The 21,265-nt window shown below is 64.4% G+C and carries 17 protein-coding genes and 1 tRNA gene; 7 read left to right on the top strand and 11 right to left on the bottom strand.

All coding sequences use genetic code 11. The annotated features are described in order from the left end of the window. Positions 1 to 10 precede the first annotated feature (10 nt). Positions 11 to 1,699 carry an aspartate-alanine antiporter gene (gene aspT / locus FBY20_RS19865; protein WP_142054151.1) on the bottom strand — a complete coding sequence of 563 codons (1,689 nt, stop codon included), beginning with the start codon at positions 1,697 to 1,699 and terminating at the stop codon, positions 11 to 13. Between the two features lie 274 nt (positions 1,700 to 1,973). On the opposite strand from aspT (FBY20_RS19865), the gene aspT (FBY20_RS19860) reads away from it, so the two are divergent. After that, positions 1,974 to 3,665 carry an aspartate-alanine antiporter gene (gene aspT / locus FBY20_RS19860; RefSeq protein ID WP_142054149.1) on the top strand — a complete coding sequence of 564 codons (1,692 nt, stop codon included), beginning with the start codon at positions 1,974 to 1,976 and terminating at the stop codon, positions 3,663 to 3,665. 8 nt (positions 3,666 to 3,673) lie between these two features. On the opposite strand, the gene FBY20_RS19855 is transcribed toward aspT (FBY20_RS19860), so the two are convergent. The 3 genes from FBY20_RS19855 to FBY20_RS19845 all read right to left on the bottom strand — a co-directional run bounded on the left by FBY20_RS19855 (position 3,674) and on the right by FBY20_RS19845 (position 6,945). After that, a complete protein-coding gene (locus tag FBY20_RS19855) occupies positions 3,674 to 4,240 on the bottom strand; it encodes a hypothetical protein (RefSeq protein WP_142054148.1) in 567 nt (188 codons plus the stop codon). 116 nt (positions 4,241 to 4,356) lie between these two features. After that, a complete protein-coding gene (locus FBY20_RS19850) occupies positions 4,357 to 6,243 on the bottom strand; it encodes an acyltransferase family protein (RefSeq protein WP_142054146.1) in 1,887 nt (628 codons plus the stop codon). A 626-nt stretch (positions 6,244 to 6,869) separates the two neighbouring features. Further along, positions 6,870 to 6,945, bottom strand: a tRNA-His gene (locus FBY20_RS19845). Positions 6,946 to 7,163: 218 nt separating this feature from the next. Here FBY20_RS19845 and cls point away from each other — a divergent pair. Continuing rightward, positions 7,164 to 8,621 (top strand): cardiolipin synthase, encoded by a 1,458-nt coding sequence (gene cls / locus FBY20_RS19840; RefSeq protein WP_142054144.1) that lies wholly within the window; start codon positions 7,164 to 7,166, stop codon positions 8,619 to 8,621. Positions 8,622 to 8,677: 56 nt separating this feature from the next. Here the strand turns inward: cls and FBY20_RS19835 are convergent, their stop codons facing one another. Beyond that, the gene (locus tag FBY20_RS19835; protein WP_056323229.1) at positions 8,678 to 9,106 is read right to left on the bottom strand and encodes a PaaI family thioesterase; all 429 of its coding nucleotides are present in this window, start codon (positions 9,104 to 9,106) and stop codon (positions 8,678 to 8,680) included. A 189-nt stretch (positions 9,107 to 9,295) separates the two neighbouring features. Between FBY20_RS19835 and FBY20_RS19830 the strand changes: the two genes are divergently transcribed. Further along, positions 9,296 to 10,168, top strand: coding sequence for an NAD(P)-dependent oxidoreductase (locus FBY20_RS19830; RefSeq protein WP_056323227.1), 873 nt, complete (start codon positions 9,296 to 9,298; stop codon positions 10,166 to 10,168). Positions 10,169 to 10,225: 57 nt separating this feature from the next. Here the strand turns inward: FBY20_RS19830 and FBY20_RS19825 are convergent, their stop codons facing one another. Together FBY20_RS19825 and FBY20_RS19820 are read right to left on the bottom strand one after the other, a co-directional pair. Continuing rightward, positions 10,226 to 11,497, bottom strand: coding sequence for an MFS transporter (locus FBY20_RS19825; protein ID WP_142054142.1), 1,272 nt, complete (start codon positions 11,495 to 11,497; stop codon positions 10,226 to 10,228). A gap of 301 nt (positions 11,498 to 11,798) precedes the next feature. After that, a complete protein-coding gene (locus tag FBY20_RS19820; RefSeq protein WP_063954363.1) occupies positions 11,799 to 12,455 on the bottom strand; it encodes a GntR family transcriptional regulator in 657 nt (218 codons plus the stop codon). A 214-nt stretch (positions 12,456 to 12,669) separates the two neighbouring features. Here FBY20_RS19820 and FBY20_RS19815 point away from each other — a divergent pair, with 214 nt between their 5' ends. The 4 genes from FBY20_RS19815 to FBY20_RS19800 all read left to right on the top strand — a co-directional run bounded on the left by FBY20_RS19815 (position 12,670) and on the right by FBY20_RS19800 (position 17,471). Further along, positions 12,670 to 13,644, top strand: coding sequence for a tripartite tricarboxylate transporter substrate binding protein (locus FBY20_RS19815; RefSeq protein ID WP_056323220.1), 975 nt, complete (start codon positions 12,670 to 12,672; stop codon positions 13,642 to 13,644). Positions 13,645 to 13,668: 24 nt separating this feature from the next. Beyond that, positions 13,669 to 15,264, top strand: coding sequence for a gamma-glutamyltransferase (gene ggt / locus FBY20_RS19810; protein WP_142054140.1), 1,596 nt, complete (start codon positions 13,669 to 13,671; stop codon positions 15,262 to 15,264). Between the two features lie 141 nt (positions 15,265 to 15,405). Further along, entirely contained in the window at positions 15,406 to 16,803 is a 1,398-nt protein-coding gene (locus FBY20_RS19805; RefSeq protein WP_142054138.1) for a trypsin-like peptidase domain-containing protein, read from the top strand. Positions 16,804 to 16,919: 116 nt separating this feature from the next. Next, positions 16,920 to 17,471, top strand: a complete 552-nt coding sequence (locus FBY20_RS19800) for a DUF3455 domain-containing protein (protein WP_082586302.1) — start codon at positions 16,920 to 16,922, stop codon at positions 17,469 to 17,471. A gap of 40 nt (positions 17,472 to 17,511) precedes the next feature. On the opposite strand, the gene FBY20_RS28075 is transcribed toward FBY20_RS19800, so the two are convergent. From FBY20_RS28075 to FBY20_RS19775, 4 genes are all read right to left on the bottom strand, one after another. After that, a complete protein-coding gene (locus tag FBY20_RS28075) occupies positions 17,512 to 18,381 on the bottom strand; it encodes a hypothetical protein (RefSeq protein ID WP_304503147.1) in 870 nt (289 codons plus the stop codon). 354 nt (positions 18,382 to 18,735) lie between these two features. Beyond that, positions 18,736 to 19,842 carry a porin gene (locus FBY20_RS19785; RefSeq protein ID WP_062842174.1) on the bottom strand — a complete coding sequence of 369 codons (1,107 nt, stop codon included), beginning with the start codon at positions 19,840 to 19,842 and terminating at the stop codon, positions 18,736 to 18,738. A gap of 303 nt (positions 19,843 to 20,145) precedes the next feature. Next, positions 20,146 to 20,862: a glutamine amidotransferase gene (locus FBY20_RS19780; protein WP_142054134.1), complete on the bottom strand. Its 717-nt coding sequence runs from the start codon at positions 20,860 to 20,862 to the stop codon at positions 20,146 to 20,148. A gap of 43 nt (positions 20,863 to 20,905) precedes the next feature. Beyond that, positions 20,906 to 21,175, bottom strand: a complete 270-nt coding sequence (locus FBY20_RS19775) for a hypothetical protein (RefSeq protein ID WP_174245433.1) — start codon at positions 21,173 to 21,175, stop codon at positions 20,906 to 20,908. Positions 21,176 to 21,265 lie beyond the last annotated feature (90 nt).

Genomic DNA, 21,265 nt, shown 5'->3' with positions numbered 1-21,265 from the left:
GTGGGTGTCGTTACGAAAGAATCATGATCACCACCATGCCCCAGATCGTCAGCAGGGTATTGCCGACGGCGTAGGTCACCGTGTATCCCAAGCCGGGAACCTGGCTTTGCGCGGCCTCGCAGACCATGCCGAGCGCCGCGGTGGTGGTGCGCGCTCCGGCGCAGATGCCCAGGATCAGGGCCGGGTCGAAGCGAAAAATGAACTTGGCGATCAGCATCCCCAGCACGAGCGGAACGGCGGTCGCGAATATGCCCCACAGGAAGAGGCTGATGCCCAACTTCTGCAGCCCGGCGACGAAGCCCGGGCCCGCCGATATACCGACCACGGCGATGAACACATTTAGCCCGACGGAGTTCATGAACCACAGCGTGGGCTCGGGAATGCGGCCAAAGGTAGGATGGATGGCGCGGAACCAGCCGAAGACGATGCCGGCAATCAGCGCACCGCCCGCGGTGGAGAGCGTGAGCGGGATGCCGCTGACGTTGATCACGACGGCGCCGACAAGCGCGCCGATCGTGATGGCCAAGGACATGAACGCAACATCCGTCACCGTGGTCGGCCGGTCAACGTATCCGAGATTCTTGGCGGTGGCATTGATGTCCTGGGTGCGCCCGACGACGGTGATGACGTCGCCCCGGAACAACTGGGTCTTTGGCAGGATGGGTATCACCGTCTCGGTCGGACCGCGCCGGATCTTTTTCAGGAACACGCCACGGGCGCCCGGCCAATGCGCCAGTTCTTCCAGCGGTTTGCCATCCACATTTTTGTTCGAGATGTAGATGTCGACGCCCTCGGTCTTGATGTCGAGCAGCTCGGCGTCCTCGACTTCGCGCCCGCTGGGGCCAAGCCGTTCGATCATCTGGTTGCGCTTGCCGCCGATCGCGACCACGTCCCCCGCCTGGATGACGGTTGCCGGATCTGCCTCGATGATTTTTCCGCCTCGCCGGATCCGCTCGACAAACGCGCGGAATCCGGGCTGCACGCCGGCCTCGATCTCGCTGACGGTCCTGCCGATGAACGGGCTGTTCTGTGCCACCGAGTAGGCACGGACGTCGAACTCGTACCAGTTGGTCGCGTCCGCCCCGCCCTGCCCGGCTCCCAGTTTCACCTCGTAGGCCTTGCAGGCGGCCACCAGGTCGATGCCAAGAAGCTTCGGGCCGATCTGCGCCAGGATGATCGCCGAGCCCACGGTGCCGAAAATGTACGTGACCGCATAGGCGATCGGCATGGCGTCCAGCAGCGCCTGGGTATCTTCGGGCGAGCGGCCAAGACGTCCGATCGCATCGGTCGCCAGCCCCATGGACGCGGAGATGGTCTGCGACCCCGCGAAGAGGCCGGCCGCGGAACCCAGGTCGTAACCGGCAAGGATTGCGGCAACGACGGCCGCGCCCAGGGACAACAGCGCCATGACCACGGCAAAGATCGCCTGGGGTAGTCCATCCTTCGCGATGCCGCGCACAAATTGCGGCCCCACCCCGTATCCCACCGCAAACAGGAACATCAGGAAAAAGACCGACTTCACGTTGGGGGAGATCTTGACGCCCAGTATGCCGATGACGATTGCGACGAGCAGCGTCGAGGTCACGGCGCCCAGACTGAAGCCCTTGAAGCTTTTGCCGCCTATCCAGTATCCGAAGCCCAGCGCCAGGAAGATGGCGATTTCCGGATAGGCTTTAAGCGTGTCCACAAACCAACTCATGATTCTCTCCTTGACTGTTCCTGAATGGAAAGCACTGAGTCATGCAGGTTCGGAAATCCAGTGCGACGCCCGCGCAGCGCGGATGTGCAGCGCCAGAGTAGAGCAGCCCGCATCAACGAAATTGACATTGGTCAACATACCCAACGGCCCATGTCTGAAACTGTTTGGGACGCAAGTCGCTGCCATCTGCACAATCAAAATCAAAGCGCGGTGCCGGCTCGAAGCCGGACCTGCTCGAAGCGCTGGAGCTTCCTCTTACGGGGAGACAAATGCCATGGACTTCTTTAGCAATTTGCTGCAGCGCAACCCGGAACTGGCGGTTTTCCTTGCCATCGGGATCGGCTATTGGGTGGGTGGATTCAAGATTCGCGGCGTCGGCTTTGGTCCTGTAACGGGATCGTTGCTGGCCGGGCTGCTGATCGGATACTTCGTTCAAGTTCCGATATCGGATACCGCAAAGCAGGTGCTGTTTCTACTATTCATGTTCGGAATCGGATACTCCGTGGGCCCGAGCTTCTTCCGGGGAATGAAGGACGGCGGGTGGCGATGGGCGGTGCTGGGCGTCGTCGTGCCGGTTGCAGGGTTAGTTACCGCGTGGGCACTTGCCACCTTGCTGAAGCTCGAGATCGGCTATGCGGTGGGCCTCATCTCAGGCGGGCTGACCGAATCTCCGGTCATCGGAACGGGCAGCGAAGCGATCCGGCACCTGCCCATCAGCGCCGACGAACAAAATCGCCTTATCAGCCAAATCGCCGTGGCCGACGCGCTGTGCTACATCTTCGGTACGTTCGGCGTCATCTGGTTCTGCTCGAGCCTGGGACCAAAGCTGTTGCGCATTGACTTGAAAGCTGAAGGCGCGAGGCTTGAACAGGTCTATGGCATCGAACGCGAGAAAGCCGGCGTGACCTCCGCATGGCGACGATTCGACCTGCGCGCGTATCTGGTCCAGGACAATCACGCGATCGCCGGAAAATCGGTCGCTCAAGCCGAATCACTTTTCGCGCCGGAGCGCCTGTTCATAGAGCGAATCAGACGTAACGGCAGTCTGCTTGTCTCTACCCCCGAAACCCGCCTGCTACCGGGCGACGTCATCGCGGTCTCCGGCAAAAGCGAAGTCCTTCTCAGAGTGCTGGATCGTAACGCCATCGAACAAGCCGACCGAGAGCTGCTCGACATTCCAAGCGCCATGTTTGATGTCGTGCTGTCCAAGCGAGAGTTTGTCGGTAAAACGGTCGCTCAAATCGCTGATCGCGCCGAGGAAGTGCGAGGCGTATTCCTGCGAGATATCCGGCGCGGAAGTGAAAAGATCCCGATTGGCCCCGGCACCGTACTCCAACGCGGCGATGTCCTGACCATTGTTGGCCCGGAAACGGCGGTGGAGCGCGTGGCCGCGCTTGTGGGGAGCGTGGTGCAGGAAGCGGATTCCACCGATTTCGTCGCGCTGGGCTTCGGCGTGTTTCTTGGCGCGGTGATCGGCACCTCGCTCGTATTGCCCATCGGCGGCATGCCGATCGCCATTGGAAGCAGCGTCGGAACGTTGGTGCTGGGCCTTTTGGTTGGCTGGCGCAACGCTGGCAAGCCGTTGTTCGGCCGAATATCCCACGCTTCCCTGGAATTCATGAAGTCGATCGGGCTGGCCGGCTTCGTCGCCATGATCGGATTGAAAGCCGGGCCTCTTTTTGTCGACGCGCTGAAAGAAGTTGGACTGACGATCTTTCTGGCGGGCATCGTCGTGACGTTGGTGCCCTTGTTCGTTGGCTTGCTGGTGGGCCGATATTTGTTGAAGCTTGAGCCGCTTTTATTGTTGGGCGCATTGGCCGGCGTGCAAACCATGACCGCCGGCCTTGCCGCAGTGCAAGAAAAATCCGATAGCCCCGTTGCGGTCATCGGCTATTCCGGCACGGTGGCCTTCGGACATATTCTGATCACGACATGGGGCACGGTGATCGTCTGGCTGCTGTTTTGAGCCTGCATTTACCCTATCAGGGTCAGGACGGCAGACCGGTCCATTATCCAGATCACGACAGCCGCAACCGAGGCAACTACCAAAAAGGCACGCCTGGCATTCCGAAGTCCCGCGGATGGCAATGAAACCGCCTTTTTCCCCTTGAGCCGCCCTTTTTCCCAAATCTTCAGGACCAGCAGGTAGCCGGCATAAACGAGGGGATACGCAATCAACAGATTCAAAAAAGTGCGATGCGGCAGCAGATCATCATGCGCCGTCAGCGCCAGCGCGCAGGCGGAACTGACCAGCAACATGCCGCTTTCGATGTAATCCTGGATCGACGCAATGGCCAGCTCTGCCTTGGGCGTTCCCCGCTGATGCCGGACGACGCCACGGCCCGCAGTCATCCCAGCCATGGCGGCAAGCCAGAACGAGCAATAGGAAAGAAAGTACGCCCGTCCGTCCGAGGAAGTGAAAAACGAAGCAGCGTCGGCGTCATTCAGAAACATGATCACCACCACGGGAGGGGCCAGCAACAGAAGCGCCAGCCCAAACAGCGCCCAATCCGCGCCGGTCAACTTTTCCATGTGGTTCATCTACTTGCGCTCCGACAAGGCATCGTCATATTCAGATAACGGCACCGGACGGCCGAACTGAAATACCGTTCCGATGGAATGCACGGCAATCAGGGTACGGGGCCGCCACGCACGACTCATTCGGCTCCCGCGAATTCACGCAGTGTGTTGTTTCTGAAAAGGATCGGGCCAAGATAGCGCGCACCACCTTCTGTCAGATGGATGCGATCGTAGGAAATCAGCTCATCGTCCGGGGTTACGGCAGGGCAGCCATTATCTGCGCATACCGCGTTGAAAAAGTCCACGTATGTCCCAAAGCCCGCAACGCCCTCTTGCAGCGTTCGGCCGAGTTCCAGGTGGCCAGCGTTGGGGAAAGACCGCACCTCGGCACGCTGCTTTGCCGTCATTCTCATCATGTTGCGAATGTCCGGTGGAGCAAACTCCTTCGTGCCAACCACAAACAAGCGCTGATCCGAACGCAAATTCATGCGTCGAATCGTCTCCCGCAGCCTGGATGCGGACCATAGATGCCAGTTTGCGACCAGGAAAATCACGTCAGCCTTCGCAACCTGAGCCGTGGACTTCTTCAAGGAACGGGCGTTCGCACACATATGCCGCTCGGCGGCCGGAATGTGCGCCGACACATCGTCATCCGTCCAGACAATCTGACATTGCGCAGGCACGTAAATAGTCCGGACCTCGTCGGCCTTCCAGGCGCCGGCCTCGGCAGCCATATTCACGAAATCCTGCGCCTGGCTGTCTCCGATCACCAGCACGCGCCGCTTGCCGACTTCGTCGAAGTCCTTCTCAAGCGCGTTAAAGCGAGTGATGACGTAGGGCGTCTGCGCCTGGACGTTGTCGTACTCCTGCCAGCGCTTCTGTTCCTCGTTGTGACGAACAATGGCGCCCTGCCAGACCCACAGCGCCATGCCGATTCCAAAGACGGCCAACGATCCAAGCCCTAGGGTCCACATGGCCGGCCGGGTCTTGAATTTTGCACGGTCACGAAATGGCTTTTCGACCACACGCCAACTGATCCAGCCCAGCACCAGCGCCAGTCCGGTCAAGATCAAGCTGCCCCGAATCCCGAAGCCGGGCCGGATAATGTGCGCGAACGTGAACAACGGCTGATGGACCAGGTAGGCGCTGTAGGAGATTAGCCCTACCCACACCAGCGGCCGCACCGACAGAATCCGCCCCAGCGAATTGGTCCGCGTGGCGCCCAAGAGAACGAACGCCGAACCCACGGCGGGAATCAGCGCGGACAGGCCCGGGAAGAACACGGCGCTGTCGAAAGTCAGGATGGCGCCAAACACGCCGGCAGCCCCCAGCCAGCCGACGAGGCCGCGAATATTCGGACGGGTTGCCAGGAATGTCCCCAGGGGGGACAAGGCGGCGAGGGAGCCAATCAACAGCTCATAAGCGCGGGTTGGAAGCCAATAGAACGCGGCGAGAGAACGCCCAGTCTGTACCGCCGCCTCGCTCACCGCCAACGATGCAAGCGCGCAAAGCAACAAGATCCAGACAACGGATCTGCGCGCAAAACGCCAAATTGCGATCATGAGCAGCGGGAATAGCACATAGAACTGCTCTTCGACGCTGAGGCTCCATGTGTGGAGCAGCGGGTTATCCAGACCAGCGGTGAAATAGTTCGTCGTGTTCCAAAAGAAGATATTGGAGACGAAAGTGGTCACCGCGACCAGCCCCTGTCCAAGACGAACGAGTGCATACGGTCCCTGCAAAAACCAGGCGGCAATGGTGGTGCCGATCAGGACGGCCAAGAGCGCGGGAAGAATACGCCGCGCGCGCCGTTCATAAAAGCTGCCGAACGAAAACGACCCGGCATCCAGTTCACGCGCGATGATCGTCGTGATCAGGTAGCCGCTTATGACGAAGAAAATATCAACGCCGACAAAACCACCCGCCATCCCGGGAATTTTCGCGTGAAACAGAATGACCGCCAACACTGCAATAGCGCGTAGTCCGTCGATTTCAGGCCGGTACTTCAGATGCACGTCTGACATTCGTAATGTTCTTCTAATCTGCGTGATGTGATAATCGGGCGGCCGCTGCTTTCGGCCCGGGGCGATTATAGACACCGATTTTCTGCCAGCCCTGTTACGGGCGGGATTCTGCAGGAGCTTTCAGGCGTCTCTCTAGCTCAATCGGAATATCTCGTGCCAGCATCGCAATATTCCTCAGTGCAGGCTTTGAGAACATCCCGGCTCGGCTAGCGCCCCGATCGAATGGACTGCGGCCCTGCGCCAACTGTTTGCCGACCTTGCTCAGTTGGACCAAATAACGCGGGGCGTTAAATTGGCCATTCGGGAATCCGTGTACCTGGTCAGAATGGCCAGCAACTATGCGCCGAACAGGGCTTCGGGGCGCTATGTTCCAAAATCAGGGGAGATTGGGTTAAGACGCCTGGCCGCGAGCGGTTCACGTTTCACGGCCTGCACGCCTACTTTGCGATAGTGCTGGTGGGCAGGGACGAGAACCCGGAAACGCACGCGACTCCGGCAACGACACACCGCGTTGATGATGGGCGCCGGGTGGCCGAAATCGAGGGCAGCGCTTAATGCTTGCCACCATTTTGCAGAACGCACAAAAGAAAAAAGCCGCTCTAGGCGGCTGATTTCTAAGGAATTCTTGGGGTGGCTGATGGGACTCGAACCCACGACAACCGGAATCACAATCCGGGACTCTACCAACTGAGCTACAGCCACCACTGGTACTGCTAAGCACTGCTTAACTTCTACAGCGCTTTCGCCGCAAACTTCTCTGAAACGTGTTTCGAAGGAAGCTCAACAACGAAGAGGCCGAATTCTAGCACGTTTTTTTAAAGCGTGTGAAATCGCCCCGAAGTCGCACGTTTGCCACCCGCGGCAGCCTTGCTATCCTTGCGCTTGGATAACCAATGGAGGCCGCGTCTCAAGCCCTCGCCATGGATCGCATACACGCATTTTTGATCGAATATTGGCCTCATATTGCCTTTGCCATCAGCATCGTGGCGGGCACGGGCGCGGCGGTGCATGCCGCGATGACCAAGCAGGATGTGCGGGCGGCCATCGGCTGGGTGGGGGTGGCGATGTTCTCGCCGATCCTTGGGGCGCTCTTCTATTTCGTCGCCGGGATCAACCGTATCCGCAAGACGCGGGTATCGCAGCAGCGCGACGACGCCATGCTGGAAGATGCCGAGCAGGTCGAGACTGCGCCGGTCGATGTGGTGGCGATCTCGGGCGAGCAGTTCGCGTCGCTGAAGGTGCTGGGTGACCGGGTCAGCCGGTTTCAGCTGCTGGCCGGCAACGAGGTCCGGCCGCTGGCCGGTGGCGACGAGACGTATCCGGCCATGCTGCAGGCCATTCGCGAGGCCCGTCACACGGTGGCGATGCAGAGCTATATCTTCGACAACGATCCGATCGGGCGGGAAGTGGCCGAGGCGCTGATCGAGGCGCAGGCGCGGGGCGTGCAGGTGCGGGTGCTGATCGACGCGGTGGGGTCCAAGTACTCCCGTCCGCCGATCGTGCGCATGCTGGCGCGGGCGGGCGTGCCGGTGGCGCGGTTCATGACCAATCCGATGGGAGTGCTGCGCATGCCCTATGCCAATCTGCGCAGCCACCGCAAGGTGCTGGTGGTGGACGGCCGGGTGGGCTTTACGGGCGGCATGAACGTGCGGGCGGCGTTTGTCAGCGCGCTGGCGGGCGACGCCACCAACCACGATACGCATTTCCGAGTGGAAGGACCGATCGTGACGCAACTGATGTCGGTGTTTGCGCATGACTGGAATTTCACGACGCACGAGTCGCTGCCCGCCAAGCCGTGGTTCGATCCCGACTTCATGCCGCCGTCGGGCCGCGTGCCGATCCGCTGCGTGCCGTCAGGACCCGACCGCGCGCTGGGCAGCACGCACAACATGCTGCTGGGCGCCCTGGCCGTGGCGCGGCATCACGTGCGGATCCAGTCGCCGTACTTCCTGCCGGACCAGACGCTGATCGGGGCGCTGGCCACGGCGGCGCGCCGCGGGATCATTGTGGACATCGTGATCCCGGGTAAGAACAACCTGCGGCTGGTCGATTACGCGATGACGGCGCAGCTGGACCAGGTGGTGCGCACGGGCTGCCGCGTCTGGCGCTCGAGCGGCGCGTTCGACCACTCAAAGCTGATGACGGTGGACGGGGCCTGGACGTATGCCGGCTCGTCGAATCTGGATCCGCGCAGCCTGCGGTTGAATTTCGAGCTGGACACCGAGATCTACGACCGCGACGTGGCGCGGTGGCTCGATGCGCGCTTCGATGCGTTGGTCGCCAACGCGCACCGCGTGACGCTCGAGGACCTGCTGCAAGCGCCCTTTGCCAAGCGCCTGCGCAACAAGGTGATCTGGCTGGCCACGCCTTATCTGTAGCGCCCCCTGCCCCGGCGGTGATCACCGGCATTGATCACGCACGCGGCTCGCTGTGGCTAGCCGTCCGAGGCGGGCACGGCGGCGTGGCGGACCGCAAACACGGCGCTGGCCTTGAGCATGGCGCGGCCTTCCACCTGCAGGCGGCAGGTCGCATAGATCAGGCGCTTGCCCTGCTTGTCGATCTGCACGTGCGCCTCAAGCCAGTCGCCCGGATTGACGGCGTTCAGGAATTCAACGGACATCTGCGCCGTAACGACGGAAACGTGGGCGTCTTCCGAGATGACAAGCCCCAGCGCGCTGTCGGCAAACGTTGCCAGGAATCCTCCGTGCGCCATGCCGTGCATGTTGCCGTGCGCCGTGGTGACACGCAGCCCCAGCACGTTGTCGGCCTTGCGGCGGTAGAACGGGCCAAGATCGTTCAGGTGGCGCATGAACTGGCTGCTGGGATACCAGGGCGTGAAACCGGCGGGGATGGAGTCTGTCATGGCTGCCGCTGCAAGAGTCCCGATGGACGATCCTCGAAAGTATTGCAGACGCGCCCGCCCCGGCATAGCGCGGTGATCGGCGCGCGGACGCCCGGCGAGCGGCCGCGAGTGCGCGTTGGCCCCGATTGCGGCTTCTGCGGGTAAGATTTACGGCACAACAATCACCCTACATGGCAGGAGCAGTGGAAGATGGCAAAAGTCGGCATGGTTGGAATCGGCCTCATGGGCCACGGTATTGCAAGCAACCTGGTCAAGCACGGTCACGCGCTGACCGTGCTTGAGCATCCGGGCAATCAGCCCCTGGACTCGCTCAAGGCTGCTGGTGCGGTCAGCGTGGCCAGCGGCGCCGAGCTTGCCGCGCAGTCGGACGTGATCATCCTGTGCGTGACCGGTAGCCCGCAGGTCGAAGCCGTGCTGCTGTCGCCGGGCGGCGTGCTCGAGGGACTGCGTCCGGGCACCGTCATCATCGACTGCTCGACCGCCATCCCCTCGTCCACCGTGAAGGTCGCCCAGGCGGTCACCGAGAGCGGCGGGCGCTTCCTGGACGCGCCCATGACGCGCACGCCCAAGGAAGCCGCCGAGGGCCGGCTGAACCTGCTGGTGGGCGGCGATGCCGCGCTGTTCGAGGAATGCAAGCCGCTGCTGGCCTGCTTTGCCGAAAACATCACCCATGCCGGGCCGGTGGGCGCGGGCCACCGGATGAAGCTGCTGCACAACTATGTGTCGTTGGGCGTGGTGGCGCTGCTGTCCGAAGCCGCGGCGTGCGCGCTGCGCTCGGACATCGACCCGGCCGTCTTCACCGAGGTCCTGGCAAAGGGCGGCGGCGGCGGCGTGGCGTTGGAGCGCATCAAGCCGTATCTGCTGGAACAGGATCCGTCGTCGCTGCGCTTTTTCATGTCGAATGCGCAGAAGGACCTTTCGTACTACAACACCATGGCCGCCGAAGCCGGCGCCGTGCGCGAGATCGGCGCCGCCGTGCAGCACACGTTCGACCAAGCCGTCACGCAAGGCGGCGGCGAACGTTATGTGCCCGAACTGGTGTCGCTGCTGAAAGACCGCTAGCCGCCCCGCGCGCCGGGGTGCGCCGCATCCCTGGCCGGTTGCCGCGGCGCGGCGGGTTCAGCGTCCGGCAGCGGCCGCCACGGGCGGCGCCCGCAGGACGCCGCGCGGCGGCAGGCGCAGCGAAATCAGCGCCGCCAGCAACAGCAACACCCCGGCCGACCCGAACGCGACCCAGTGCGTGCCGAAGGTTTCGAAGGCCCAGCCGCCCAGCCACGAGCTGATCATGCCGCCCACCTGGTGGCCCAGATACGTCAGCCCATACAGCACGCCAACCAGCCGGATGCCATACACGTCGGCCAGGATGGCCGAGGACAGCGCGATGCTGCCGGCCCAGACGATGCCGCCGATGGTGGCGGCCAGGTACAGCTCCCAATGCGCACCCACCATGACGAGCGCAAAGAATCCCAGGCCTCGCACCAGATAAATGGCGGCGAGAATGTTGCGGCGCTCGACCTGATCGGACATGCGGCCCAGCACCAGCGTGCTGAAGATGGCGACCAGGCCAATCAGACCAATGCCCAGCGAGCTGGTGGTGGGATCAAAGCCGTGATCCATCAGCATGGGCATGCCATGCGTGCCGAGCAGGTTCATGCTGAAGCCGCAGGCAAACAGACCCAGCGCAACCTGCCAGAACGGCAACGTGCGCAGCGCCTCGCCCAGCTGCGGCGCGGGCGCCTTGGCGGCCGGCTTGGCCGAACTGGATTTCTCGATGATCTGATGCGGCAGCAGGTCGGTGTGCTCGGGCGCCTCGTCGCGCATCACGAAAAGCGCAATGGGGATGGTCAGCACGGCAAACAGCACGGCAAAGCCCAACAGCGTCTCCTGCCAGCCCGCCGCCGAAATGGCGTAAGTGAGCGTCGGGGTCATCAGCGCAATGCCGGCCATCGACCCCGTGGACAGGAAGAAGAGCGCCATGCCGCGCTGGCGCGTGAACCAGCGGCTGATCACCGGGGTCAGCGCGACGGGGCTGGTGAAGGCAAGGCCGATGGACAGCGCGACACCGAAGGCGAGCAGGAATTCGAGGGGGCTGCGCGCGAAGACGGTCCAGATGGAGGCGGCGACGACGATGGCCGTGCCGGTCAGGAGCACGAAGCGCGTGCCGCGGATGCTGACCAGATAGCCGGCGAGCGGCATGCCCAGGCCATAGCACAGCATGCCGATGGCCACGATGCCCGACAGCAGGCTACGCGAAAAACCCAAGCCTTCGGCCATGGGCAGAAAGAACGGTCCGATCCCCATGCGCAGGCCGACCGTAAACAGCGTGAGTACCGTGGCGGAGCCAACGATGTTCCAGCCGAAATACCAGCCGCCCGACTCTTGCTTGTCCAATTCCTCTTCTCCTCGGTCTCTTTTTTATGGCCGGTTGCGCGCCAGGACTTGCAGACACCGAGGGCAGGCACGGAGGGGGCTCCGCTGTCGACAGGGGGTGGGAAGGACCAGGCGTGATTCGGCTTGCGCGCGCCAGCGGACGTGCGCCGCCGGACGCGTCACATATTACTCCCGGCTATATGCGAAGGGGACGGGGAAATGGAAATCCTGTCCGGTGAGCGGTCAGCGCATTGAAGCCGTTTGGCAGGCGCGGATGGCGCCGTGGCGGCCGGGTGTCGGACAACCGGCGCGGCGGCGCGGATCAGCCCGCCTGTTCGAGGAACGCCTGCAGCGCCGGGACGGTGTTCAGGACGTGTTGGCGCATGGCGGCCTCGCAGCGGGCGGCGTCGCGGGTTTGCAGGGCGTCGATCAATTCCTGATGCGATTCGCGCACGCGCAGCACGCGGCCGGGTTGGGCGGCCCACAGGCGCATGTAGGGTTCGACGACCGAGTGCAGTTCCGAGATCTGGTTCAACAGGCGCGGCTGCTTGCAGAAACTGCACAGGTATTCGTGGAATTCGCGGTGAGCGGCGGTCCAGTCCAGGTCTTCGTTCGCGCCCTGGTCCAGCTGCGCCAGCATGTTGACCAGCCGGCGGATGTGTTCGGGCCCCATGTTGGCCACGGCGTTGCGCGTCGCCAGCCCTTCCAGCACCGAGCGCATTTCAAAGACCTCCAGCATTTCCTGCTGGTTCAGGCCGCGCACCACGGCGCCGCGGTTGGCGCGGATCTCGACCAGGCCCTCCGAGGCCAGGCGGCGCAGGGCGCCGCGCACCGGCATGCGGCTGGTGCCGATTTCAGCCGCCACGACGTCCGGCACCAGCCGCTGGCCGGGCGCATAGTGGCCCAGGCGGATTTCACGCTGCAAATGCAGGTACGCCTCGTCTTCGGCGCTGATGGCTGTCTTCTGGAATTGCAGCACTTTCGTCCCCGGGCTTGGAAAGCCGCCATGATAGATAACGGCGAAAATAACACAAACTGGATCCAATGATCCATGAATACAAATCCTAATGGCCGGATGCGCGCCGCTTGCGTTTAATCCAGGGCAGGACGCGGCATGCCGCGCCCGCTCGGCCGGAAGGGGCAAGAGACCCGCCTGGCCCATACGCTTTCCATAACGCGATCAAGGGGAATCCATGAAATTTCGTCTCATCCGGGCGCTGGCAGGCGCTGCCGCCGTGGCCTTCGCGGCGCAGGCCGGCGCGCAAGCCACGGACTGGCCGCAGCATCCCGTGCGCATCGTCGTGCCCTTCCAGGCCGGTTCCGCCACGGACCTGATCTCGCGCCAGCTTGGCGCGGCGCTGTCCGCCGAACTGGGTCAGCCCTTCGTCATCGAAGCCCGTCCCGGCGCCGCGGCCGCCATCGGCAGCGCGTCTGTCGCACGGTCCGCGGCAGACGGCTACACGCTGCTGATGGGCGGCCCGGCCGCCGTCGTCACCAACCGCTTCCTGCAAAAGCGCCTGGCCTACGATCCTGACGCGTTCGAGCTGGTCTCGATGGTGGCCTACACCCCGAACATCCTGCTGGCCAACCCCAAGCAACCCTTCAAGACGCTGCCCGAAATGGTCGCCTATGCGCGCGCCAACCCCGGCAAGCTGACCTATGCCTCGTTCGGCACGGGCACGACCTCGCACATGGCGGGCGAGATGCTCAAGTCTGTTGCCGGCATCGACATCCTGCACGTGCCGTACAAGGGCGCGGGCGAAGCGATCCCCGCCCTCCTGAGCGGCCAGGTGTCGATGTACTTCGACACCATCATGACCGGCCTGCCCCAGGCCAAAAGCGGCGCGCTGCTGGCGCTGGGCATGTCCAACTCGCAGCGCTCGGCGCTGGCGCCGGACATTCCCACGATCGCCGAGCAGGGTTTTTCGGGCTACGACATCGCGCCGTGGTACGGTCTTGTCGCGCCGCAGGGCACGCCCGTACCGATCCTCGACAAGCTCAACCGCGCCGTCAACAAAGTGCTCGCCGATCCCGCATTGCGCGGTAAGCTCGCCGAAGCCGGCGCCGAGCCGCGTGGCGGCAGCCGCGAGGAATTCGCCGCCTTCATCAAGGCCGAGATTCCGCGCACCAAGCAGCTGATCGACCAGGCCGGCATCACCCCGCAGTAATTTTTCCAACGAGTTCCAGCATCCATGTCCTCCCCCTTCGATTGGTCTTTTCCGTACGCTTCCCGAAAAATGCCGGTCCTGGCCGCCAACGCGGTCGCGACCAGCCAGCCACTGGCTGCGCAGGCGGGACTACGCATGCTGCTGGCCGGTGGCAATGCCGTTGACAGCGCCATTGCCACCGCGATCGCCCTGACCGTCGTCGAACCCGTGATGAACGGGATCGGCGGCGACATGTTCGCCCTGGTCTGGCACGACGGCCAGCTCCACGGCCTGAATTCCAGCGGCTGCGCGCCGGCCGCGTGGACACCCGAATACTTCAACGGCCGCGAAGCGATGCCGGGCACCGGCTGGGGCACGGTCACCGTGCCGGGCCAGGTCGCCGGCTGGAAGGCCTTGTCCGACCGCTTCGGCAAGCTGCCCTTCGCCAAGCTGTTCGAACCGGCCATCGCCTACGCCGAAGAAGGCTTCGCTGTGTCGCCGACCATTGCGCGCCAATGGGCCAACCAGGCGCCCAAGCTTGCCGCCGAACCCGGCTTTGCCGACGCCTTCCTACCGCAAGGTCGCGCGCCGCAAGCCGGCGAATGGTGGCGCTTTCCGGACCAGGCCAAGACGCTGCGCGACATCGCCGAGACCGGTGGTGAAAGCTTCTACCGCGGCGAACTGGCCCGCAAGATCGCGGACTTCGCCAGCAAGACGGGCGGCGCCCTGAGCGCGGTGGACCTCGCCGAGCACCGGCCGGAATGGGTCAAGCCCATCTCGCAATCGTTCCGCGACTACGAGCTGCACGAGATCCCGCCCAATGGCCAGGGCATCTCGGCGCTGATGGCGCTGGGCATGCTTGAGCAATTCGACCTGGAAGGCATGGGCCGCGACAGCGCCGACTACTACCACGTCAGCATCGAGGCCATGAAGCTGGCGTTTGCGGACCTGCACCACCACGTCGCCGATCCGCGCCACATGCGCACCGACGCGCGTGCCCTGCTCGACCGCGCCTATCTTGCCGAACGGGCCCGCCTGATTTCGATGGACCGCGCCAGCGTGCCAACCGCCGGCACGCCGGCCACCGGCGGCACGGTCTACCTGACCGCCGCCGACGCCAGCGGCACGATGGTGTCCTTCATCCAGTCCAACTATCACGGTTTTGGCTCGGGCGTGGTCGTGCCCGGCACCGGCATCAGCCTGCACAATCGCGGCCTGAACTTCGTGCTCAAGCCGGGTCACGCCAACCAGGTTGCGCCGCGCAAGAAGCCGATGCACACCATCATCCCGGCGTTCGTGACGCGCCGCGGCCAACCTCTCATGTCGTTCGGCGTGATGGGCGGGTCGATGCAGGCGCAGGGCCATCTGCAGATGGTCACGCGTCTGGCGGCATTCGGCCAGAACCCGCAGGCCATGAGCGACGCGCCGCGTTTCCGCGTCGAGAACGGCCCTGTCGTGAACGTCGAGTCGCACCTGCCGGCCGACGTGGTCGATACGCTGCGCGCGCGTGGCCACAACGTGGCGGTCGCACCGGTGGACAGCCTGGAGTTCGGCTCGGCCCAGCTCATCTGCCGCCTGCCGCAGGGTGGCTACGTCGCGGCGTCCGACTCGCGGCGCGACGGCCAGGCCGTCGGATTCTGACCACGCGGGGCACGCCGGACCGGGCGTCAAAGTTCGGCGACAATCCGTGACCGCTCGCGCGCCGGCCGCAAGCCGCGCGCGTCGTCACACGCGTGCAGCGGGGACGGTGAATACTGCCGCCTCGTTGCCGGAAGGATCGATATGCCCCGCCTGGCCTTGCCGCCTCTTGAACCCCGCCATTTCGCGCGTAGCGCATTGCGCCGCGCGCGACGCCTACCCGCATACCTTGCCACGGCCTGCTGCGCCCTGCTGCTGGCCGCGCCGCTACCGCCGGCGCGCGCCGCGCTTCCGCTGGCTGTCGACGGACAGCCCTTGCCCTCGCTGGCCCCGATGCTCGAGCGCGTCACGCCCGCAGTCGTGAACATCTCGGCGCAATCGGACGGACAAGCGGCCAACCCGGTGCGCGCGCCCGGCGGCATGCGCCAGAACGTCGGATCGGGCGTCATCGTGGACGCCAGCCAAGGCAACGTGCTGACCAATCACCACGTAATTCGCGGCGCCGCCACCATCCGCGTGTCGTTGCAGGATGGCCGCAGTTTCAACGCCACCGTCGTGGGCAGCGATCCGGACACCGATCTGGCGGTGCTGCGCATCCCCGCGCAAGACCTGCAAGCGCTGGCGTTGTCCGATTCCAGCGATTTGCGCGTGGGCGACTTCGTGGTCGCCATCGGCGATCCCTATGGTCTGGGCCAATCTGCATCGTCGGGCATCGTGTCCGCGCTGGACCGGTCCAGCCTGCGCGCCGCCGGCTACCAGAACTTCATCCAGACCGACGCCTCCATCAATCCCGGCAACTCGGGCGGCGCGCTGGTCAATCTGAACGGCGAACTGGTGGGCATCAACACGATGATCTACACGCCGTCGGGCGGCAACGTGGGCATCGGCTTTGCCATTCCGTCCAACCTGGCGGGCGAGGTCATGCGGCAGTTGCTGCAGCACGGGCAGGTGCAACGCGGAGGACTGGGTCTGGACACGCTGGACATCACGCCGCGCAATGCGCGCCAGCTTGGCCTGGCGCCGGGATCGACGGGCGTGGCCGTTGCCCGCGTGGCGGATGGTTCTCCCGCGCAGAAGGCCGGCATCCAGGCCCGCGATCAGATCCTGTCGATCGACGGCAAGGCGATCGGTTCCAGCGCGCAGTTGCGCAACGCCGAAGGCCTGCTGCCGGTGGGCCGCCAGGTGCGCCTGGGGCTGTTGCGCGCGGGCGCAAAGCGGGACGTCGTGCTGCGCATCGAACCCGAACAAAACGAGCGCCTGCATGGCGGCTCGCTGGACGCGCGCTTCAATGGCGTCGAGTTCACCGAGGTGGGACGCGCGCAGCGCGTGCAGGGCAATGACGGCGCGGCGGTCAGCGCCACCTATCCGGACCGGGGCCCGGTGGCTGCGCGCCTGCAGCGCGGCGACATCGTCATCGGCGTGAACCAGCGCCCCGTCAGCAAGCTGGCCGACCTGCGCGACCTCTTGAGCGGCGCGGGCGCGCAGCCGCTGGTGTTGACGCTGCTGCGCGGCAAAGCCGCCTACACGCTGCAAATCAATTGAGACCAGCGCCGGCGGGGAATCGTGGCAGAATGGCCCGATTCCGGCCCCGCCGGACCTTGGGCCAAGCGCGCCCGCAACTGCCACCGCGGGCGCCCTGCCCGCCCGAAGGAGCATGGATGAACCGCATTCCGACTCACCCTCGCCCGGCGTTGGCCGGACTGTTCCTGGCGGCCAGCCTGGCCGCCTCCGCCGCGGCGGCCCAGGACAACGTGCCGCAGATCATGCAGGTGCCGGCAGACAATAGCGTCGCATGGCGCGCGCCGGCTGAAGGCGTCATCACCTACGAATGCCGGATGATTCAGACCGACGGCGCGCGCTACGCCTGGGTCATCGCGGGCGCCAGCGCCACGCTGGGCGCAGGCCAGGCGGGATCATCGGAGCCGCGCGGCACGTACAAGAGTCCGCCTGAAAGCTGGCGGGCCGCCGACGGCTCGACATTGACGGGGATGGAAACCGTACGCGCATATGCCGGACCGGACCGGCTGTACGACCAGCTCGTGCTTGCCAATCCTTCGGCAGGCGTGGGCGTGCTGACCGGCGTCACGTACATTCAGCGGCTGGTTCGCGCAGGCGGCGGCGTGCCGCAAACGCCCTGCTCGCCGGCCAACAAGGGCCAGAAAACGCAGGTGGCATACCAGGCCGATTACGTGTTCTGGAAGCCGAACTGATTCCCGCCGGCATGACGGGCGCTCTGGCCTGTCGCGCCCATTACGGCGTTACCGACATGCCCTTTTTCAGTTCTTCGACCAGCCCGGGATGCCGGGCTTTTTCTTGCGCCAACGTATAGACCGAAAAGGTCACGACCTTTTTGCCCGACGCCGCGAACAGCGCCGTCAGTTCGGCGGGACGGCCGGACAGCCTGCTGGTTGCATCAAGTTGAAAGACGCCGATGCTGCCGACCTTGAACGCGCCGTCGCCCGTCTTCTTGAACGTGGGCACCGCGGCCTGCTGCTGCGATTGGAAGCCCGCGGCCATCGCCCCGAGCGTGAATGCGTCGTCATCGCCAACAGCCTGTTCAACCGGCACATCGATCACGATGATGGCCTGCATGGTCGCGCGGTTCAGGTAGATCTTGCCCGAGACCTCGGGCGTGGCCGGATCGGACGGAAACTCGGTTTCGGCGAAACCCGCGGGGATGGCGACGCGGAGCTTGCCGTCCAGGACCAGCAGCGGCGGTGGAGGTGGCGGCGGCGCCACCGCGGCGTCCACGGGTGCGCCATTCGGATCCTGCGCGGCGGCGGGGTCGCCGGACGCTTTGGCATCGGCGGGCTTGGCTTCTGCTGGCTTCGCTTCTGCTGGCTTCGCTTCTGCTGGCTTCGTTCCAGCCGGCTTGGCTTCGGCCGGCTTGTTTTGCGCGGGCTTCGCTTCGGGCGGCTTGACCTCGGCCGGCTTAGCGTCTGCGGGCTTAGCGTCTGCGGGCTTAGCGTCTGCTGGCTTGGCCTCTGCTGGCTTAGCGTCTGCAGGCTTGGCTTCGGCAGGCTTCGATTCGGCAGGCTTCGCTTCAGCCGGCTTGGCGCCAGCCGGCGAGGCATCCGGGGTCTGCGCAGGCGCGGCCGTTGCGGTCAGGGCCAGCGCCAACGCCAAAGTCATTTCCGCGAGCCGAGCGTTGTGCGTTTGCATAGCTATCCGATGTTTAGGCTGAGCTTCCAATACTACAACGCCCGCGCGGCCCTTTTGGGCCGCGGCCGCGCAATGAGGGATTGTGGGAAGGCTTGGCCGATGGTCAGCCAGAAATGGCAAAGCCCGCGCCAGAATGCGCGGGCCTTCGGTTTGCCATGATCGAAGTTCGGGTGAGCGGACTGAGAGTGGAGCTAGGGAGGTGGCCGCTTTTTTCGCGTCTGTGGCCGGGTAAGACGCCCAATCCGCTCAGTGCAACCGCGGTGCAGGGCGCAAGCGGCGCGCGCCGGGCGCGCCGCTCATCACGTCTGCCGCTTAGAAGCGATGACGGATACCAACCATGCCGACCGTGCTCTTGACGCCGTCGATGAACGCGAAGTCCGTGGCGTAGGAACCCAGCGCGTACACGTTCGTACGCTTGGACAGGTTGTACGTGTAGCCGATGCTGTACACGTTCATGGCCGAATCGCCACCGGTCAGCAGATCGCTGTCCGGATCGGCACGTTGCCACGAAGCCAGGATCGAGCTGGCGCCGAGCGGCACGGTCAGGCCGACCATGTACGAGTTGGCCTTGAAGTCTTCGACGCCAACGTTCGAACGGAAGCCATCGGCGATGGTTTCGGTGCTGCCGAAGGCGTTGATGCTCTGGCCGGTGAACCAGCCGTCACGCGTCTGGCCGAAGGCGGCGGCCAGCTTCACGACTTCGAAGTCGTACGAGGCGCCGACGTTCCACGACTTGGGCGTGGCATCGTTGCCAAGCTGGTTGGCGGGGTTCAGCTGGTCGTACGTCAGGGCGACGTTCAGGGGGCCATTCACGTAGCGCACGCCGGCCGTGATGGCGCGGGTGTTGTTCGCGGTGCGAAAGCCCGTCTGCGCCGCGGTCGTGTCAGCGACGTTGAACGAGTAGCCGATGCCAGCCTGGAAGCCGCCGAACGACGGGGTCGCGTACTGGACCATGTTGTCGTAACGGACGGTGTTGGCGGCGCTGAACGCGTTGCCGATGTTGGCCTGGCCGTAGCTGGCGCCGAACGGATCGATCGCGCCCAGGTACTTGGAGGCGATGTTGGTCTGACGACCGAATTCCAACAGGCCCCAGGACGAGCTCTTCAGGCCGATGGTGGCTTGGCGGCCGAACAGGCGGCTGCTCTGGCCCGATTGGCCGTTGGCCGAATTGAAGCCGCTTTCAAGCGTGAACACGGCGGAGAGGCCGTCGCCCAGATCTTCCGAACCGCGCAGGCCCCAACGCGAACCGCTGGAAACGCCATTGCTCATGCCGACCTTGGATTCGTGGAAGCCATCGCCCTTGATCCGCTGATAGCCCACGCCCGTATCGATCAGGCCATACAGCGTCACCGAGGTTTCCGCCTGCGCCATGCCGGACAGCGCGGCGAAGATGGCGGTGGCGAACAGAGTCTTTTTCATTACAGATTCCCATTGATGTGAACAGACATGCGCAGGTAGCCAGACCCGCGTTGCGGGTGGCACAGTGATGCACACGGCGCATGGCAGGAACGAATTCTAGGGACGCAATGTGTCAGTTCTGGGGACGCAAGGGATGTGGCGCAAAGAAGCGCAAATCAATCGTCTTTTTGTGGCGCGAGACCGACAGCGGCGCACGCGCGCGCCACACCGGCAGGCGTGTCACGCGCGTGTGATATGAAGGCAGGAAGCCGCTATTTGAAGCTGCAATTTGAAGCCGCCATGCCAAGCGGCTATGCGATTCGGCTAGGCGAAGCGCCGCGCAAAGGTGCGCAGCAGTTGGCGCGCATCGTGCGTGGGTCCCAGCCCGGCGACCATCGCCGCCACATCGTAGCCCTCTGCCTCGAAGACCGGCGCCCGGCGCGCCAGGCAGGCCGACATCAAGGTGGAAGAGAACTCGGGGTGGAACTGGACGGACCATGCGTTCGGTCCATAGCGCAGGACCTGGTGCGGATCGTGCCGCGACCGCGCCAGCACCTCGGCGCCCGGCGGCGGCGTCAGCACGCTCTGCTCATGCGTGAGATTGGCAAGAAAGCGCGGCGGTAGCGCGCCAAACAACGCATCGCCGGCGACGTCCGCGCAGACGTCGATGGCATGTTGGCCGATCTCGCGGCCTTGGGGATGGAAATCGACCACGCCGCCCAGCGCGTGCGCCATCAACTGATGGCCGTAGCAGATGCCCAGCAGCGGCAGCTGCTCGCGATGCGCGCCGCGCAACCATTCGGCAGTGCGTTCGCTCCAGGGTTCGCGATCCGTCACCATGGACCAGGATCCGGTCAGCACGGCCCCGGCCAGCTCGTCCCACGCGGGCAGCGCCTCATCATCGTGGGGTCTGCAAACGCGCACCGGCAGGTCCGGGTCGTCCAGCGCGGCCAGCATCCGGTCGGACTGTTCGCCTTGCGCCTGCCGCAGGTCTTCGGGCGGGCGGCCCATCTGGATGATGGCGAGCGGTTTTCGGGTCATCGACGACGGTTCTACGGCGTTGGGCAAGACTTAACGGTGTGGATTACTTATCGAACAGGCGGCGCAGGCGCTGGGACTCGGCCAGGTTCAGGCGCTTGGCCTCGTCTTCCGCGTATGCCCGCTCGCCGACATCGTAAGAGCCTTCGTGCAGGCACTGCTTGCGATTGGATTTGCACTCGTTGCTGGCCCGAGCGGGCGTGGTAGTTGTCGCGCTGGCCTTTTCCTCTGCCGTCGGCTTGGTGGACGAGCAACCGGCCACCAGCGCGACGAAGAACAAGGCCGCGCCGCAGCGGCTGATCGTAAGAATCGACATTTTCCCGGCCCTACAGAAATGCTGTAGGCGCTTTTATAGCAAAGCCTGGCCGGAAAAGACGTGTTAAGTCGTAGCAAAAGCGGGGTAAGG

The organism is Achromobacter sp. SLBN-14, from assembly GCF_006715415.1.
GTDB classification, from domain to species: domain Bacteria; phylum Pseudomonadota; class Gammaproteobacteria; order Burkholderiales; family Burkholderiaceae_B; genus Achromobacter; species Achromobacter mucicolens.
Note: the sequence above shows the minus strand (reverse complement) of the source record. Positions and strands in the feature narration are given on the sequence as shown.